Source organism: Pedobacter suwonensis (genome assembly GCF_900111825.1).
GTDB lineage: Bacteria > Bacteroidota > Bacteroidia > Sphingobacteriales > Sphingobacteriaceae > Pedobacter > Pedobacter suwonensis.
Map to the genome: position 1 here is coordinate 345,667 of NZ_FOJM01000003.1, position 16,532 is coordinate 362,198.

The 16,532-nt window shown below is 38.8% G+C and carries 16 protein-coding genes; 11 read left to right on the forward strand and 5 right to left on the reverse strand.

What is annotated here, in order from left to right:
* Positions 1–2: 2 nt before the first annotated feature.
* Entirely contained in the window at positions 3–734 is a 732-nt protein-coding gene (locus tag BM107_RS06010; RefSeq protein WP_090981269.1) for a ferredoxin reductase domain-containing protein, read from the reverse strand.
* Between the two features lie 96 nt (positions 735–830).
* Here BM107_RS06010 and BM107_RS06015 point away from each other — a divergent pair, with 96 nt between their 5' ends.
* A complete protein-coding gene (locus tag BM107_RS06015) occupies positions 831–1,820 on the forward strand; it encodes a helix-turn-helix transcriptional regulator (RefSeq protein ID WP_090981271.1) in 990 nt (329 codons plus the stop codon).
* A 170-nt stretch (positions 1,821–1,990) separates the two neighbouring features.
* Here BM107_RS06015 and BM107_RS06020 read toward each other — a convergent pair whose 3' ends face one another.
* A complete protein-coding gene (locus BM107_RS06020; protein ID WP_090981273.1) occupies positions 1,991–4,414 on the reverse strand; it encodes a DUF5916 domain-containing protein in 2,424 nt (807 codons plus the stop codon).
* 191 nt (positions 4,415–4,605) lie between these two features.
* Between BM107_RS06020 and ffh the strand changes: the two genes are divergently transcribed.
* Positions 4,606–5,943 carry a signal recognition particle protein gene (gene ffh / locus BM107_RS06025; protein WP_090981275.1) on the forward strand — a complete coding sequence of 446 codons (1,338 nt, stop codon included), beginning with the start codon at positions 4,606–4,608 and terminating at the stop codon, positions 5,941–5,943.
* 213 nt (positions 5,944–6,156) lie between these two features.
* Here the strand turns inward: ffh and BM107_RS06030 are convergent, their stop codons facing one another.
* The gene (locus tag BM107_RS06030) at positions 6,157–6,621 is read right to left on the reverse strand and encodes an energy transducer TonB (RefSeq protein WP_090981278.1); all 465 of its coding nucleotides are present in this window, start codon (positions 6,619–6,621) and stop codon (positions 6,157–6,159) included.
* Positions 6,622–6,688: 67 nt separating this feature from the next.
* Here BM107_RS06030 and BM107_RS06035 point away from each other — a divergent pair, with 67 nt between their 5' ends.
* The 7 genes from BM107_RS06035 (at position 6,689) to BM107_RS06065 (ending at position 12,511) form a co-directional block, all read left to right on the forward strand.
* Positions 6,689–8,227 (forward strand): YifB family Mg chelatase-like AAA ATPase, encoded by a 1,539-nt coding sequence (locus tag BM107_RS06035; RefSeq protein WP_090981280.1) that lies wholly within the window; start codon positions 6,689–6,691, stop codon positions 8,225–8,227.
* Between the two features lie 129 nt (positions 8,228–8,356).
* The gene (locus BM107_RS06040) at positions 8,357–9,076 is read left to right on the forward strand and encodes a hypothetical protein (RefSeq protein ID WP_090981282.1); all 720 of its coding nucleotides are present in this window, start codon (positions 8,357–8,359) and stop codon (positions 9,074–9,076) included.
* Between the two features lie 19 nt (positions 9,077–9,095).
* Entirely contained in the window at positions 9,096–9,734 is a 639-nt protein-coding gene (locus BM107_RS06045; protein ID WP_134204459.1) for an XAC2610-related protein, read from the forward strand.
* 54 nt (positions 9,735–9,788) lie between these two features.
* Positions 9,789–10,400 (forward strand): SanA/YdcF family protein, encoded by a 612-nt coding sequence (locus BM107_RS06050; RefSeq protein ID WP_208864342.1) that lies wholly within the window; start codon positions 9,789–9,791, stop codon positions 10,398–10,400.
* Positions 10,401–10,688: 288 nt separating this feature from the next.
* Complete coding sequence (locus BM107_RS06055; protein ID WP_090981288.1) at positions 10,689–11,063, forward strand: hypothetical protein; 375 nt, start codon at positions 10,689–10,691, stop codon at positions 11,061–11,063.
* Positions 11,064–11,174: 111 nt separating this feature from the next.
* Positions 11,175–11,744, forward strand: a complete 570-nt coding sequence (locus tag BM107_RS06060; protein ID WP_090981290.1) for a Crp/Fnr family transcriptional regulator — start codon at positions 11,175–11,177, stop codon at positions 11,742–11,744.
* 86 nt (positions 11,745–11,830) lie between these two features.
* Positions 11,831–12,511, forward strand: coding sequence for a type 1 glutamine amidotransferase domain-containing protein (locus tag BM107_RS06065; RefSeq protein WP_090981292.1), 681 nt, complete (start codon positions 11,831–11,833; stop codon positions 12,509–12,511).
* A 53-nt stretch (positions 12,512–12,564) separates the two neighbouring features.
* Here the strand turns inward: BM107_RS06065 and BM107_RS06070 are convergent, their stop codons facing one another.
* Entirely contained in the window at positions 12,565–12,873 is a 309-nt protein-coding gene (locus BM107_RS06070; RefSeq protein ID WP_244278742.1) for a hypothetical protein, read from the reverse strand.
* Positions 12,874–12,913: 40 nt separating this feature from the next.
* Here BM107_RS06070 and BM107_RS06075 point away from each other — a divergent pair, with 40 nt between their 5' ends.
* Positions 12,914–13,264, forward strand: coding sequence for a hypothetical protein (locus tag BM107_RS06075; protein WP_090981296.1), 351 nt, complete (start codon positions 12,914–12,916; stop codon positions 13,262–13,264).
* A gap of 192 nt (positions 13,265–13,456) precedes the next feature.
* Positions 13,457–14,839 (forward strand): MBL fold metallo-hydrolase RNA specificity domain-containing protein, encoded by a 1,383-nt coding sequence (locus BM107_RS06080; RefSeq protein WP_090981297.1) that lies wholly within the window; start codon positions 13,457–13,459, stop codon positions 14,837–14,839.
* A 364-nt stretch (positions 14,840–15,203) separates the two neighbouring features.
* Here BM107_RS06080 and BM107_RS06085 read toward each other — a convergent pair whose 3' ends face one another.
* Entirely contained in the window at positions 15,204–16,451 is a 1,248-nt protein-coding gene (locus BM107_RS06085; RefSeq protein WP_090981298.1) for a glutamate-5-semialdehyde dehydrogenase, read from the reverse strand.
* Positions 16,452–16,532 lie beyond the last annotated feature (81 nt).

A 16,532-nucleotide genomic window follows, 5' to 3' on the forward strand; every position in this document is an offset into this window, starting at 1 on the left:
GTTTAGCCGCCACCAACTTTACCCATTTCCCAATAGGGCATTGTTATAATCTGCCTGAAGCTTACGCCCCTTTGTTTTAGGTACCGTTTAAACTGCTGTACTGATTTTGCCCTGCCTGTTAAATAGAACGTAGCATTTTGCCACATTTCCCAACAGAGCGGGTGCATATTTTCCATCCAGCTGATGGCATTTTTCGCCGGGGCGTTCAGGTCAGAGGGTACGGTATCAATCAATAATTTAAGGTGTTTCACTGAATTCAGGTTTTCTTCCTGAAGTTCCAGAATCCCAAAATACTCTACATCTTCATCAATTACCTTTTTACCTAACGATTCATACAAACCAAGGCTGGTTTCGTCGCCAAAAAAGAAATGCTGATTAGATGATTTATTGTATTTTACCTTTGCCCGGTCTACAATTAATTTTAAACGGTCTCCTTTTTGGATATTTACGGCCAGGTGGTGCCCTGGTCCCTGCCTGTTTAAATAAAAGATCACTTCGCAGGTTTCTTTCGTTTTATCAAAGGCAGACAGTGTATAATGACGGTATTCGTTTGCGTTAACCCTAAACAGCACTTCCATTCCCGGAATAAATTCAGCTTCGAAAAAACCACCTTTAAAGGTAACACACTTTAAGTTGCTGCTTAACATTTTAGTTTCTACAACCTCTACCTGATATATTTTATTGCTGATCACTTTTTCCATTGTATCGGCCAGCCAGGATGGTAATTTTGTCATCGTATCTTTTTGTTTAGTAACTTTGAACAAAAGTAATGGTCTGATTAAGGCCCCTTTTTATATCAAAAGGATTAAAGTTTATATTAAAGGGATTTTATGGCCTTAAAGATTTACGATAGCGACAATAAGCATTATACTGTAGGAAGCATGTTTGACAATGCCGGACTTCAACCGGCGCTGGTAACTGAGCGGCGCGACAAATACAGTTTTCCATTTGGTGATGCAGAGATTGTGCAGATTGCTTTTTCGGGCATTTATATTGTTTATGGCGATATGCTGGTAAAGCAAAGCCGTTTGCGTATTAAAGCTTTCGACGAACCTGATATGGTGGAACTTCATTTTGCACTCGCTGGCGGGGGCATCATGGAAAATTACCTCACCAACAAACGCCTGAATATCAAAGGAAACCAGCATAATATTATCTATAGCCCCGACTTTGACGGGATGGCAGAATTCAAGACCAACGAACCGCATAAATTTTTTGAAGTAAATTTTGAAAGAAACCGCTTTATCGATTTAACCAGTGAGAGCAGCAACCTTTTAAAGAATTTTGCTGAAAACATTATGAACAACCGCCCGGTAGAAATTTCATCAGAAAACCTCCCCATCAGCCTGGCTATGCACAGTTGTATAAAAGATATTATGAATTGTCAGTTTACCGGCGGATTAAAGTTATTGTTTCTTCAATCTAAATGTCTGGAACTGCTTGCGCTACAGGCTCAGGCTTTTGAAGAAGCTGCTAAGAAAACCGTAAATTCTGCTATTAAATCAGCTTATGATAAAGAAAGGATCTATTATGCCCGCGAATATTTGCTGGCCAATGCCAATCATCCACCGTCTTTAACTGAACTAGCCAAAACCGCAGGTATAAATGAATTTAAACTGAAACACGGCTTTAAAGAAGTGTTTAAAAATACTGTTTTTGGTTATTTGAGCGATTATAAATTAATGCGTGCTAAAGAGCTGCTGGCCGATAGCAGCAAAGACATCAAAAATATTTCCGACGAACTGGGTTACTCTTCAGTACAGCATTTCAGCAGCGCTTTTAGCAAGAAATTTGGAATAAGTCCGGCAAAAGCAAGGTAGATTATTTCCTGGTCTCAAGAGATCGCTGACCTGTAGCGAAGCGGAAAGCTACGCAGTAAATTTATTTCAGGGTCTTAACTGCAAGAAAGGTGCTGACCACACAGTAGCTACAAGACAATTGAAAACACTACTTCTACTTGTAAAATAAATTCAGCATGACGAAAAAGAGTTTAATCTCTCTTCCCTTTTTTCTTAAGATCTAGATAATCAACATAATACAACAACTTAACCGAAAGACTGTTGTTTTGTGGAGCATTTAAAATCCCGCTCAGGTTATTATTGTAACGTGGGGTGTAATAAGTATCGTAAGTTTCTGCTGCATCTTTATAAGAAACAGATAAAGTGCTGCCTGGAGCAAACTGCCAGGTATAAATTAAATCAATATTAAATACGTTATAATTCCTATCCAGCCCGGTTAATGGCACACCTTGGTATGTTGTTAAATGTCCGTCAGGATTAAGCAGGTAAAACTCCTTATTTCTTCTATCACTCCAATAATGTCTTAATACAACAGTTATCCCCATTAAATTGGTAAAGGTGTATTTGGCATCGAAAGAGTTTTCTACTGTCCTGCGGTCATATTTCGAAAAAATAGCCTGGTTGCCTTGCGCCGTTACCCAATTTACGTAGTCGTAATTAGGGTTAAAATTCAAGTCTAACCCAAAGGCAATCTGATCATTCAACCGCAGGTTCTGAAAAAGGTAAAAGTTATACTGTTTTCCTCCAAATAGTTGCTGTTTAAAGTAGCGCACATTTCCGCCAAAATTATAGGCTTTGGCTCTGTTGGGGTTTACATAAAGACTGATACCATAATTTTCTGGTGCGCGGTACAACTGCCCGTTTCGTGCCTCATAAAAATCATTTCCTTTTCTTTCCCAGCTTAAATCCAATTCTGCCGACCATAAATTTTTAAACTGTACCCAATATCCTGCATTTGTACTTGTTTTTTGGTAAACACTTGGTATTGCTCTGCGCGAATAATTTAAATTAATCCAGCTTTCAAATTGATTATACCATTTGCCTGGTTTATACACATTATAACCAATGCCTATCCGCTGATCTAAGAAGTTGTTATTGGTAAAGAAACCCATATCTGATGGATCAAACTTATCATCAGCATATACCTGATTGTAACTCCAGGTAAAGTTGCCGCTCTGTTTACCAAACCGCAGTGTATAACTATATCCTGTCCGCGATTCTTCTCCCCTTAAATAACTCATTTTACCAACGCCGTTTACGAAATATTTATTGCCTTTATTATTTATATTGAAAAGCAAAGCACTCACATTTGCATCGTAAGCCGTGCCTTGTCTGAGCACGTTCGTGTTGATAAATGTAGCCGAACTATTGTTCTTCAACGACTGATCAAAAACCAAAATATTATAATTGGTAAGTGGTTGCGTTTCCACCATCCGAATGTTGCCGTGAGTGTCTTCAACCTCGGTTTCCATACTACTGGTAACTGCATTAAAAATGCCAATACCAAGGCCTTTTGCAGTTCGGCCAGAAATCTTTGTTGCATTTAACACCTTAGCCTCTGTTTGATCTTTTACAATTTTATCGGTGCTGCCTACGTCACTATAATTATAATAGGCTGGTATAGAACCGATCCGTTTAGAATAAAAAAGATCTCCTTTGTTAAACAGCTCCGTGCCTTCGGTAAAAAACTGTCTGTTTTCATTAAATTTCACTTCAAAAGGAGTGAGGTTCAGTATACTGTTATCGGATTGTACCTGACCGAAATCTGGCACCAGAGTCATATCGAGGGTAAAACTGTTGTTGATCCCGTATTTAACATCCATACCGCCATTAAATCTCGATGTGGTGTTTTTAACACCAGGCAGATTAACAGGGTAATGGTTTACATAAGCTGAAACATAGGGAGAAAAAGACAACCTTAATGGTGGCTTAATATTTTTTATCCCCGTCCAAAGGCCTTCCTGATTGATAAATCCATTTATTTTAGGGTCGACGAAATTCCAAAAAGTCTGTGTATTGCTCCGTTGTATTCTTCGGCTAAAATTCAACCCCCAAGTTTGCACCCCTTTGCTCGAGAAACGAAGGGCTGAATAGGGAATTTTCATTTCACAGGTCCAACCTTTATCGTCAATCTTAACTGCACTTTCCCATACCGCATTCCAGTTGGCGTCTTCATCGCCCACCTGCGAATATTTAGCGTCAAACTGCACTCCCGCAGCAGTAACAAAAAAGCCGTTTCCGTTCATTTTATCGTAAAAAGGGTCAACAATAATCGAAATAAAGTCGGCGTTTCCAATATTATCTCTCGAAACCAACTCGTGCGAAACACTGTCAGGATGATCATACATACGGGCATAAACATAAATGGCTACATCATCATAAATCACTTTCATTTCAGTGCGCCGGTCATGACCTTCTATCTTTCCAGGATTTGGCCTGATCTCAATGAAATCAGTAGCTATAGGGACATTATTCCAACACTCATCATCCAAAATACCATCTATTTTAGGGCTTTGCAGCGCCCTTTTCGCTTCCATTTGGCGCTGTTTTGAAATATCCTGAGCTTGAGAAAAAGCATAAGAAAATACAAAAAGAATGAGGAGGCAGCGTTTCATTTGTTTAGCTTAGTTAGATATAAGACCGCGCCTTAAACCAGAATGTTGCACAAGAAGAAAAATTTTATTTACTACCTCAAAGTTTTGACTTTGAGGTGCAGCGATTTACAAGCAAAATTTGATACATTTGCCCTTTATTAAAAACAAGTAGCTTTTTGCCCTCTGGCATAAGGCTTTTAGCTTAAAAAAAGATGTTTGATAATTTACAGGACAAGCTAGATAGAGCATTTAAAGTGTTAAAGGGGCAGGGCAGTATTACGGAAATCAACGTGGCAGAAACCATGAAAGAAATCCGCAAAGCATTGCTGGATGCCGATGTTAACTATAAAACAGCAAAAGCCTTTACTGATGAGGTGAGGCAGAAAGCTCTGGGACAAAACGTACTTACCGCCGTTTCTCCAGGTCAATTGCTTACCAAGATAATGAACGATGAACTTGCGGCCTTAATGGGTGGCGAAGTTACAGAGTTGAATACAAAAGCAAATCCTACCATCATTCTAATTGCAGGTTTAAACGGTGCAGGTAAAACCACTTTTGCCGGTAAACTGGCCCTACACCTGAAAGGTAAGGGCAAAAAACCTTTATTGGTGGCAGGCGATATGTACCGCCCGGCGGCCGTAGACCAATTAGAGGTTTTAGGAACTTCAGTTGGGGTGTCTGTTTATGCGAACCGCGCCTCAAATGATCCTGTTGGCATAGCTTTAGAGGGTATTGCACATGGTAAACAAAATGGGAATAACGTCATCATTATTGATACGGCTGGTCGTTTAGCGATCGACGAGTCATTAATGAACGAAATATCCGAAGTTAAAGCCCAAACTCAACCACACGAGGTTTTATTTGTAGTGGATGCAATGACTGGTCAGGATGCGGTAAATACGGCCAAAGTATTCAACGACCGTTTAGATTTTACAGGTGTTGTATTAACCAAACTGGATGGCGATACCCGTGGTGGTGCAGCCCTTTCCATTAAATCGGTAGTAAACAAACCTATTAAATTTATTGGTACTGGCGAGAAGATGGAAGCCCTGGATGTTTTCTATCCAGATCGTATGGCATCGCGTATTTTAGGCATGGGTGATGTGGTTTCGCTTGTTGAACGTGCTCAGATGCAGTTCGATGAGAAAGAAGCTGCAGAATTGCAGAAGAAAATCCGTAAAAATAAATTCGACTTCAACGATTTCTACAACCAGATTCAGCAGATCAAGAAAATGGGTAACATGAAAGATCTGATGGGCATGATCCCAGGTGTAGGTAAAATGATGAAAAATGTAGATATCCAGGATGATGCATTCAAATCAATTGAAGCCATCATCAATTCGATGACACCATTTGAGAAAGAAAATCCGGATAGCATCCAGCAAAGTCGCCGTTTACGTATTGCAAAAGGTTCAGGAAGCAAGGTTGAAGAAGTAACCAAGCTCATTAAACAGTTTGAAGACATGCGTAAAATGATGAAGCAGTTTTCTAATCCTGCAGCCGCAGCAGCCATGATGAAAGGCATGCCTAAAATGCCATTTGGCAGATAGTTAAGAAGCAGGATAGAGAAGTTAGGCCCTAAGGTCTTATTCCTAGTGAAAATACAAATCCCGATCAGTAGTGGTTGGGATTTTTTTGTTTTAGGTTTTGGAAATGAGTGTTCAGTTTTCCATAGCAGGGTTCAGCCCTGCTTTCCCTTCTGCCGATAGAAGGAATCGGCATTCGTCCAATCAGGTTTATTTAACAAAGGTAGTTTAATGAAGTTAATCCAATCCAAAAGCGATGCTAATATTACCTTTTGAACGAACCTTTTTTGATTTTAGAGTTGCAGCAACCCAGTTACCGGATGATCTCAATAACCTCAATGCCTCTTCATCACACCTAATATTTAAACCGCGTGTTATTACTGCATCTGTTATCTTACCGTCCTTTTCAATTACAAATGATAAAAAAATTCTTCCAATGGCCTTATCCTTTTTAGGCATTTTAGGATATCTTGAGTGAGTTAAAAGATATTTTTCCCATCCAATTTCTCCATTCGGTAAGCGAGCTTTTACACCTACTTCGTTCGAATAATAAACACGATTTTCTTCGTTTTTTTTCAGGTTTACGGCAATATTCCCATCCCTGCCTTGAGAATAAAGCTGTTGACTTAACATCAGAAAAATTATGGTCGATAATAACTTCAGCATTTTTAATATTGATTTAAAGTATAAATTATTAATCATATTCTTATATTAGTCATTAATATTCATCCCGAATAACTTACATCCGAATTTATTTAATTAAAATTAAATGCTTGTAAAAACATACGGGAGTGCTGTTTATGGCGTAAATGCACTAACCATAACCATCGAAGTGAATATTAGCGCAGGCACCAAATACTATATGGTGGGCTTGCCCGATAATGCGGTAAAAGAGAGTTTGCAAAGGGTGGCCAGTGCCATCAATGTTTCAGGTTTCCGCATGCCTAAACAGAAAATAGTGGTAAACCTGGCGCCAGCCGATATAAAAAAAGAAGGCTCATCTTACGATCTGCCAATTGCTATCGGCATTCTGGCGGCATCAGGGCAAATCCCAGCCGAAGAACTGGAAGATTATTTCATTATGGGTGAACTGTCTTTGGATGGAAGTATCCAGCCCATAAGAGGTGCCCTTCCAATTGCCATCCAAGCGCAGCAAGACGGCTTTAAAGGTTTTATCTTACCAAAACAAAACGTTCGTGAAGCAGCCATTGTAAACGATTTAATTGCATATGGTGTGGAAAACCTGGCACAGGTGGTAGCTTTCTTTAACAAAAGCGAAGTACTGGAACAGGTTAAAGTAAATACCAGGGAAGAATTCTTAAAAAACATCAACAATTACGAACACGATTTTGCAGATGTTAAAGGTCAGGAAAATATTAAACGAGCGTTAGAAATCGCAGCTGCAGGTGGTCATAATGTTATTTTAATTGGTCCGCCAGGAGCGGGCAAAACTATGCTGGCCAAGCGCCTGCCCACTATATTGCCCCCGTTAAATTTAAATGAGGCTTTAGAAACCACAAAAATTCACTCTGTAGCCGGAAAACTCGCTGCGAGCGACGCGTTAATGACAAGCCGTCCGTATCGTTCGCCGCACCATACCATTAGCGATGTTGCGCTGGTAGGCGGCGGAATGAATCCACAGCCCGGAGAAATATCGCTGGCCCACAATGGTGTTCTGTTCTTAGATGAATTGCCAGAATTTAAACGAACCGTTTTAGAAGTCATGCGCCAACCGCTGGAAGACCGTAAAGTAGCTATTTCAAGGGCAAGGTTTTCAGTAGAATATCCGGCCAGCTTTATGTTGGTGGCCTCTATGAATCCCTGTCCTTGTGGCTTTTACAATCATCCGGAGAAAGATTGTGTGTGCGCACCAGGCGTAGTTCAAAAATACCTGAGTAAAATATCAGGACCACTCCTAGACCGCATTGACCTGCATGTGGAGGTAACGCCTGTTGATTTTACCGAACTTGCCTCCTCACACGAAACAGAAAAAAGCAACCACATCAGGACACGAGTCATTAAAGCAAGGGAAATCCAGGATCTACGTTTTGCAGATAGAGAAGATCTGCATTGCAACGCCCAGATGAGTCCTAAAATGGTGCGCAAAGTATGCCGGATCAGCGAAGCCGGAACCAATTTATTAAAGACAGCAATGGAAAGGTTAGGGTTGTCGGCCCGTGCCTACGACCGGATTTTAAAGGTTGCGCGAACCATTGCCGATTTAGCCGATAGTGAAAATATAGAGCTTGAACATTTGGCCGAATCAATCAATTACAGGAGTTTGGACAGAGATGGCTGGGCGGGATAACGCTTTACACAAAAAAGCGTTTTAATTTGCTCGTTATCTTGATAAAGATTAAGTTTATCGATCAGCCAATGCCATATATATGAAAAATTTACCTTCTTATTTTCTGGCCCATTGGTAATTTTATGCTATATGAGAAATATTACAGGCCTAATGCTATTATTAATTTCTGCTCAGCTATTTGCTCAAAGCAACAATCCTCAAATTCCTAAAACAGGCATTAATACCAATGCATTTGTTCCAAAAGGATGGAAAATAATTTATCGTGCCAAAGGTGATTTAAATAAAGATCATTTACCTGATGAAGCCATCATTATCCAGAATACGAATCCAGAAAATATCATCAAAAACGAGGGGATGGGCATTGATAAACTGAATTTGAACCCCCGTATGCTTTTGGTACTTTTTAAAACATCCGGCAACTACAGCTTACAATCCAAAAACGCCATTTTTATCCCAACTGAAAATAATGAAGAGAATACCTGCCTCGCCGATCCTTTAGAAGAAACGGGTGCCATCAACATCAAAAACGGTACACTCACTTTAAGTTATCAATATTGGCTAAGCTGTGGCTCCTACTGGGTAAACAATGCTGATTATACATTCAGGTTCCAGAATCAAAAGATGGAACTTATCGGCTTTGATGCGGAGAGTTATAGCCGTTCTTCAGGAGAACAAACCACTACCAGCGTTAATTTCTCTACCCGAAAAAAAAGCGAAACCTCTGGTGGCAATATGTTTAGCGACAAAACCAACAAACCAAAAACAGTATGGAAGAAATTTAATTGGGGCAGATTGCTTACACTTGATAAGATGACGGAAGAACTTGCTCAAAAACTTGCAGAAATATAATCTTTTTGAGATGTTTAACGTGAAGAAGGTATTTTTTGTATATTTTATATTTATTTCGAGTCATTCGTTTGCACAAAAAATATTCCATCAGACTGATGTAAAAGGTACATGGCAATATGTTTATCCTTTTAAAGATAAGCGTTATGTAATGGCTATACAATATCTGATTGTTGATGGAGAATCCTCAGAGGAGCCGTCCAATGCCGTCATTTATTTCGGTCAAATTAATAAAAAAGCCGACAAAATTTTCTGGAAAGAAAATCTTGCTCTACGCCAGATCAGTAACAATATTACTTACGAAGACTATAACAACGACGAGATAAAAGATCTGTTAATTTTTGAAGATACAGGTGGAAGGGGAGGAAATTCTTTTTACAATCTTTACCTTGTTAATCCTAAAAACCATACCTTAACCAAGGTCGGAGATTTCAACAAAATTGTTAACCCTAACTACAACAAAAAATACAAAGTGATTGTGAGTTATGGTTTAACAGGTACTAATTATTATCAGTTGTATAAACTGAATAAAAAGCACATACCATATAAAATTGGCAAACCCTTTGACGATACTGAAGATTTAGATCTGGATAAAAAGATTGCCACAATTTTAAAGAAAAATAATAATCCAAAACAGCAGATCAAAAAGATAGGCAATTAGTACATCTAAATGAACATTAAAAACATAATAAAACTCCTGTTATATGCCATTATTTTGAGCGTTATCATAGTATTGGGGATTAATTTGTTAGTCAAACATCAAACTGATCCATCAATTTACTTCAACGCGCAAAACGTACCAAAAACCAGGGTAGCCATTATTTTCGGCGCAGGAATAAACAACAACAAGCCCGGTAAATATTTAAAAGACAGGCTTGATGCCGGCATAAAACTCTATAACAATCAAAAAATTGATAAAATTTTGCTTTCAGGAGATAACGGTACTGATGCGCACGATGAACTTACTGTAATGAAAATCTACTGTTATGAACATGGTGTTGATACCGGTAAAATTTATCTCGACTATGCCGGTTTTGATAGCTACTCTACGCTTTACAGATCAAAATTTATTTTCAAAATAGATACCGCCATTCTGGTATCGCAAAAATATCATTTGAATAGGTGTGTGAATATCGGCAACAAGCTAGGAATAAAATCTTATGGCTTTGCTGCAGATCAAGGAACATATCAAGGCTTCAAATACGCTTCATTCAGAGAATATTTGGCTATAGTAAAATCTGCTATTGATCTGATTATTGACAGAAAGCCCCGTTTTTTAGGTGAACCGGTTAATATTAATGGCCCATCAAACTATACTAAACAATAGTATAAAGTAAATTTATTTATCAGCGCCTAAATTGAAAATTTCTTTTAAACCAAACAGTTCCGGTACTTAAACAAATCAGCATATTTTTTAAAAGGCATCATTAAACAGCCCGATTAAAAGATCAAACTCATTTATAAGAACCTAAAAAACAACAACTTATTAGTAAAGTTTAATTAGACCTGCTTGCTGGTTACTCATCTCATTTACCAATCACATTTTTCTTTGGCATAGTCATTGTCATAGCACTGTTACAATTATTACCTATTTAAAATTAAAAAAGTGAAAGAGATGAAAAAGACAGTTCAAATTTTCAGCATGCTTCTAATAGCATTAACCGTAATGGTATCATGTAAAAAAGACACCGATCCGGCAGATCGCGATTTCTTTGTAGGCACGTACAAAGGATCAGTTTCTTACCGTAGTGGCGAAAATACAATTACCAGCAGCGACGGAAAAGTGACCGTGAGCAAAGTTGGTGAAACCTATAATTTTTACTTTGGCAACAACATTCCGGATATTACTGGAGTAAAATTCGAAAAGAAAGGCGACAACAGCTACGTGAGTATCGGTTCTGGCTTAACTGGTATTAGCATTGACGCCAGTAATCTAACCATCAGGGTAGCTAAAGACAGTCAATTCTGGACTGCAGATTGTACCAGATAATAAAGAATAATATAAATTAAGGCCCGATTGGTAATCGGGCCTTAATTTTTTTCCTCACTTCGTTCTGAATGCAAAAAAAATTTTCATGCTTAATTTAGCTAAATTTACAGCATGAGTTTTGAATTAAAAACACACCTCGAAGAAATCATTTCCCTTACCGATCAGGAATTTGAACATATTGTTTCTCATTTCAAACTTAAAACGCTTAAGAAACATCAGTACCTCATCCAGGAAGACGAATTTGTCAATCACATTTATTTTGTAGTTAAAGGTTTATTAAAAGCCACCTTTACTGATACCAATGGTAAAGAATATATTATCCAGTTCGCAATGGAAAACTGGTGGCTTTCTGATTTCAGGGCTTTTTATGGCCAGGTTAAATCAATTACCAACATCAGCTGCCTGGAAAATTCCGAATTACTCTCCATCACCAAAGAAAACCTGGATCTGTTATGCCGCGAAAGCCATAAAATGGAACATTTTTTCAGGGTAAAAAACAGTTTAGGATATGTAGCATTACAGCAAAGAATTTTATCCCTTTTAACCACAAGTCCAAAAGAGCGCTTTGAACAACTTGCTCACCAGTATCCGCAATTGATGCAAAGGGTTTCTAAAACAATAATAGCGGCATACTTAGGTATATCAAGAGAAACCCTAAGCAGACTTTCCGCAAAAACGTGATTTCGCGCACAATAAATCTGTGATTGAAGTCCTTTGCTACCAAACCTAACAGCTTTAACTTTGTAATACACTTAACACAAAAACATATGAATAAGAAAGTTTTATTCGTGCTTACAAGCCACGACGAATTAGGAAATACAGGTTTAAAAACAGGTTTTTGGTCAGAAGAATTGGCAGCGCCATATTATGCTTTAGCCGATAAAGGCATTGATATTGTATTGGCCTCTCCAAAAGGTGGTCAGCCACCAATAGACCCTAAAAGTGAAGACCCTTCTTTTCAAACCGAAACAACGAAAAGAATGGACAATGACACGGTTCTCTTAGATAAATTGAAGAATACCACTCCATTGGCTGATATCAAAATGGATGATTATGATGCCGTTTTTTATCCTGGTGGCCACGGACCACTGTGGGATTTGGCAGAAAGTAAAACTTCACAACAGCTCATTACCGAATTCTATTCTGCCGGCAAACCTGTTGCTTTTGTATGTCATGCTCCCGGAGTGCTTAAGGATGTAAAGGTAAATGGCGAATACCTGGTAAAAGGAAAAAATGTAACTGGGTTTACCAATAGCGAAGAAGAAGCTGTACAATTAACAAACGTAGTGCCTTTCCTGGTAGAGGATATGTTAATAAAAAATGGTGGAAATTATAGTAAGATAGCCGACTGGAGTCCTTATGCTGTAGTTGATGGTTTATTGATTACCGGCCAAAACCCTGCCTCATCAGAAAAAGTTGCAGAAGAATTATTAAAGCTTCTTGCCTAAATTTAAATCCTCAACAGAGATTGGTTTTTCCCCTCCCTGTTGAGGATTCCTTATTATAACCCGTCTTCTTCCTCGTCTTCAGGTTCAGGTACATAATTTTCAATGGCCTGCCCAATTGCATTAACCTCTTCGTCTTCCTCAAAAATTGGAAGTTCGGTTTTATAGTCCATTTTTAACCAGATAGATGAAGTGTCCTTTTGGATCTGTATGTATTCTTTTCCCTCTTTAAAAATGGTATAAGAATCATTTCCTTCCGGAAAAACGGAATAATTAATTGGCCCTATTTCTATATCAAAAGGTTCTTGCATAGCGGATATTTTCTTACAAAGATAAAAATCTTTTTGTTGAGGTAACTTAGCCATACGCCAGACTTTACTATCTTTACCCTAATAAATGTTAACTATGGATTTTTCAAAAGCAGATAACAAAGTTGCCCGAAAATTATTCGAAGTCGCTTTACAACGGGAACTAAAAAAGGAAATGCAGCTATTCTCCGAAATTTTAGACCAATGGAAAGCACAACAGCCTGAAGACAACAGAGACGATTACTATAAAATTTTTACTGCTGTAAAAGATTTCGACAAGCACATCGCCAGAAGGTACGACGGACTTAGAAATTCATGGTTTTTAGGCACTATAACTGCGCTGCTTGTAGAAAAAATCATCACGGCAGATGATTTGGAAGATTTTTCAGAAGAGGCAAAAAGTGAAATATCAAGGAGCCTCAAATTCAGAGAAGTTAATCAATTATAAATAATTTCAAATCCGGGAAAGGCAGAGCGCTTTGATTCTACGGTGTACAGAAATTATTGTTAATTTAGTATGCACTGTGGCTTTCCTCCGCAACCTCTGTGCTAATGAAATTAAAAAATTACGCATGATTGTTTAAAAATCTCATCATTTGTACTACTTTACGGCTAAAGATTTTACGCGATAGATAAGAAGATGAAGTTAACGTTTTGGGGAGCAGCGCAACAGGTAACCGGTAGTATGCACCTGCTCGAAATCGGGCATTATAAAATACTGATAGATTGTGGATTAGATTACGAGAAAGAAACATATCAGGAAGAAAACCAACAATTCCCCTTTGATCCGGCCATTATAAACCTGGTAATTCTAACCCATGCCCATATCGATCACTCTGGTAATTTACCAACATTGGTTAGAATGGGCTTTGAGGGCCAGGTGCTTTGTACACCACCAACTGCCGATCTTACTTCGATACTATTGTTCGATTCTGTCGAACTTTTTTTAAGAAAGGCCGGCCGGAAACCGCGTACAAAACGTGGCAATTTTAGCGGACCAAAACCGCTGTACCTGCACAAACATGTGATGGATACCATCGATCGTTTTGTAACCATTGCTTTTAACAAACCTTTCAAAATTAACGGCGATATCACTTTAACCTTTGTGCCGGTTGGTCATTTATTGGGTGCTGCCGCAGCTGTTTTAACCATAAATGATGAGGGAATAGAAAAGAAAATCGCTTTTACGGGTGATATCGGCAGAGAGAACTATCCGGTATTGGTTAATCCGGAGCCTTTGCCAGAGGTAGATTATGTTGTAAGTGAAGCGACTTATGGAGGTAGAATACATACCAAAGATCAAACACTGGAGGAACGCCTGGTTCAGGAAATTACAGAAGCCTGCATCAAAAGTCCTGGCAGGCTGATTATTCCGGCGTTTAGTATTGGGCGTACACAATCGCTGGTATTTGCCCTGAACCAGATATTTACTAAAAAACTGTTGCCGCCCATTCAAATCTTTGTAGATAGCCCAATGGCCATCCAGGCTACCGAGGTTTATCGTAAACACCACAACCTGGTGAACCAGGAGGCAAAAGATTTTTACCAAACTATGGGTGATGAGTTTGAGTTTGAACACCTGGCTTACGTTCAAACCATGAAAGAAAGTAAAGACGTTTCTAATTATTTCGATCCCTGCATCATTATTTCCTCAGCAGGCATGCTGGAAGGCGGAAGGATCCAGGACCATCTTTATTACAACATTCAGAACTATTATTGCACCATTCTATTTATTGGTTATTGCGCAAAAGGAACGCTAGGCTATAAGTTATTAAGCGGAGCGCCCATCGTACGTATTAAAGACCGAGAAATGATGGTTTATGCCACTATCCGCCAAACAGATCTACTCAGTGGCCACGGCGATCATAACGACTTAATTAAAACAATTAAACAAACTGGCCAACCCAAAAAGGTATTCCTGGTTCATGGTGAAGATAAAAGCCTGCAAAGCCTATCATTAGCATTACAGGAAGAAGGTTTTAATGTAGAGGTGCCGGAAAGAGGAGAGGCATTTGAACTTTAATACTATGTTGTCATTTTGAGGGATAATTTATTTTATAAAAAATTAATATGATTGACAGTAGCATCTAATTGAAATAGACCTCACCGAGGATCGTCATTGCGAAAAGGCTTTTTCAGCCGACGAAGCAATCTTTATAGCAAGGATCATTAGCATGAAAGATTGCTTCGTCGTTCCTCCTCGCAATGACGAATTTTTAGGGATGAGGTTTGTCAATGGTAGCACAGCGAAAAATTCCTGAATAAGTTGCACTACCGATTATGAAAAATTCATTGGCAGTTTTCCATGGTTTGCAGATTCTTCGCTATGCTCAGAATGACAATATTGCTATGGATTTCGAACATCATCATCCCTCTTACACCTTCCATCATTTCCTAATTTGCCCATTACCCCGAACCACCCACTTATAACTGGTTAATTCTTCCAAACCCATTGGTCCCCGTGCATGAAGTTTCTGTGTGCTGATCCCAATTTCGGCGCCAAGGCCAAATTGAGCACCATCGGTAAAACCTGTAGAAGCATTGGCATACACTGCTGCGGCATCTACTTCATTCAAAAATTGAGCGATATTAGCGGCATCTTCAGAAATGATGGCTTCACTGTGCTTAGAGCTGTAATCAGCAATGTGGTTCAATGCTTCTGCTAAATCCTTTACCACTTTAACTGCCAGCTTTAACGATAAAAATTCCGTTCCAAAATGTTCAGGCATAGCCTTATTCAATAGATTTGACGGATAAGAATACTTTAATGCTTCATAGCTTTTTTCATCTGCAAATAATTTCACATTTCCATCTGCCAGCGGAGATAAAAGTGCGGGTACATCATTTAACCTGTTTTCGTTAACAAGCACACAGTCTAATGAGTTACAAACGCTTACCCTTCTCGTTTTAGCATTAAAAATAATCGCTTGACCTTTCTCCAAATCACCTTTTTCGTCAAAATAGGTATGCACTATTCCCGCTCCGGTTTCAATAACCGGGATTTTGCTGTTTTCCCGGACATAATTAATTAACGATTGACTTCCTCTTGGAATCAGAACATCAACAAAGCCTCTTGCATTCAATAGCGCTTCGGTTGCAGCCCTTTCTGCCGGCAACAAGGTTAACACATCACGATTGATTTTATGGTTATCCAACACCTCGTGTATTACCTTTGCTATGGCCAGATTAGAAAACTCAGCGTCACTGCCGCCTTTTAATACGGCAACATTTCCGGTTTTAAAACAAAGCGAAAATACATCAGCAGTGACGTTGGGGCGAGCCTCATAAATTACACCCACCACGCCCAAAGGCACACTCACTTTTTGTATATGAAGCTGATTGTCCAATATTTTATCGGATAGTACTTTACCCAACGGACTGTTTAAACTTGCTACATTTTTAAGGTCAGTTGAAATATCAGCAATACGTGCTGCACTTAATTTTAGCCTGTCATATTTAGGGTCTTCGATGGCCATTTTAGCTAAATCCTTTGCATTTTCAGAAAGGATTCCGGCTGTATTAGCCACTAGAGCCTCTGCCAAATCCCTTAAAATTGCATCTGTTGTTTCTTTTCCCAAGCTAATCAAGCTGCGACTTGCCTGTTTTGCCTTTTCGAAGTATTCTTTGTAATCCATGTTGTTAATTATTAACCGCAAAGAGCGCTAAGTTTTTCGCAGAGAACGCTAAAGTTAACTGCATATTTACAACCTTGCTTA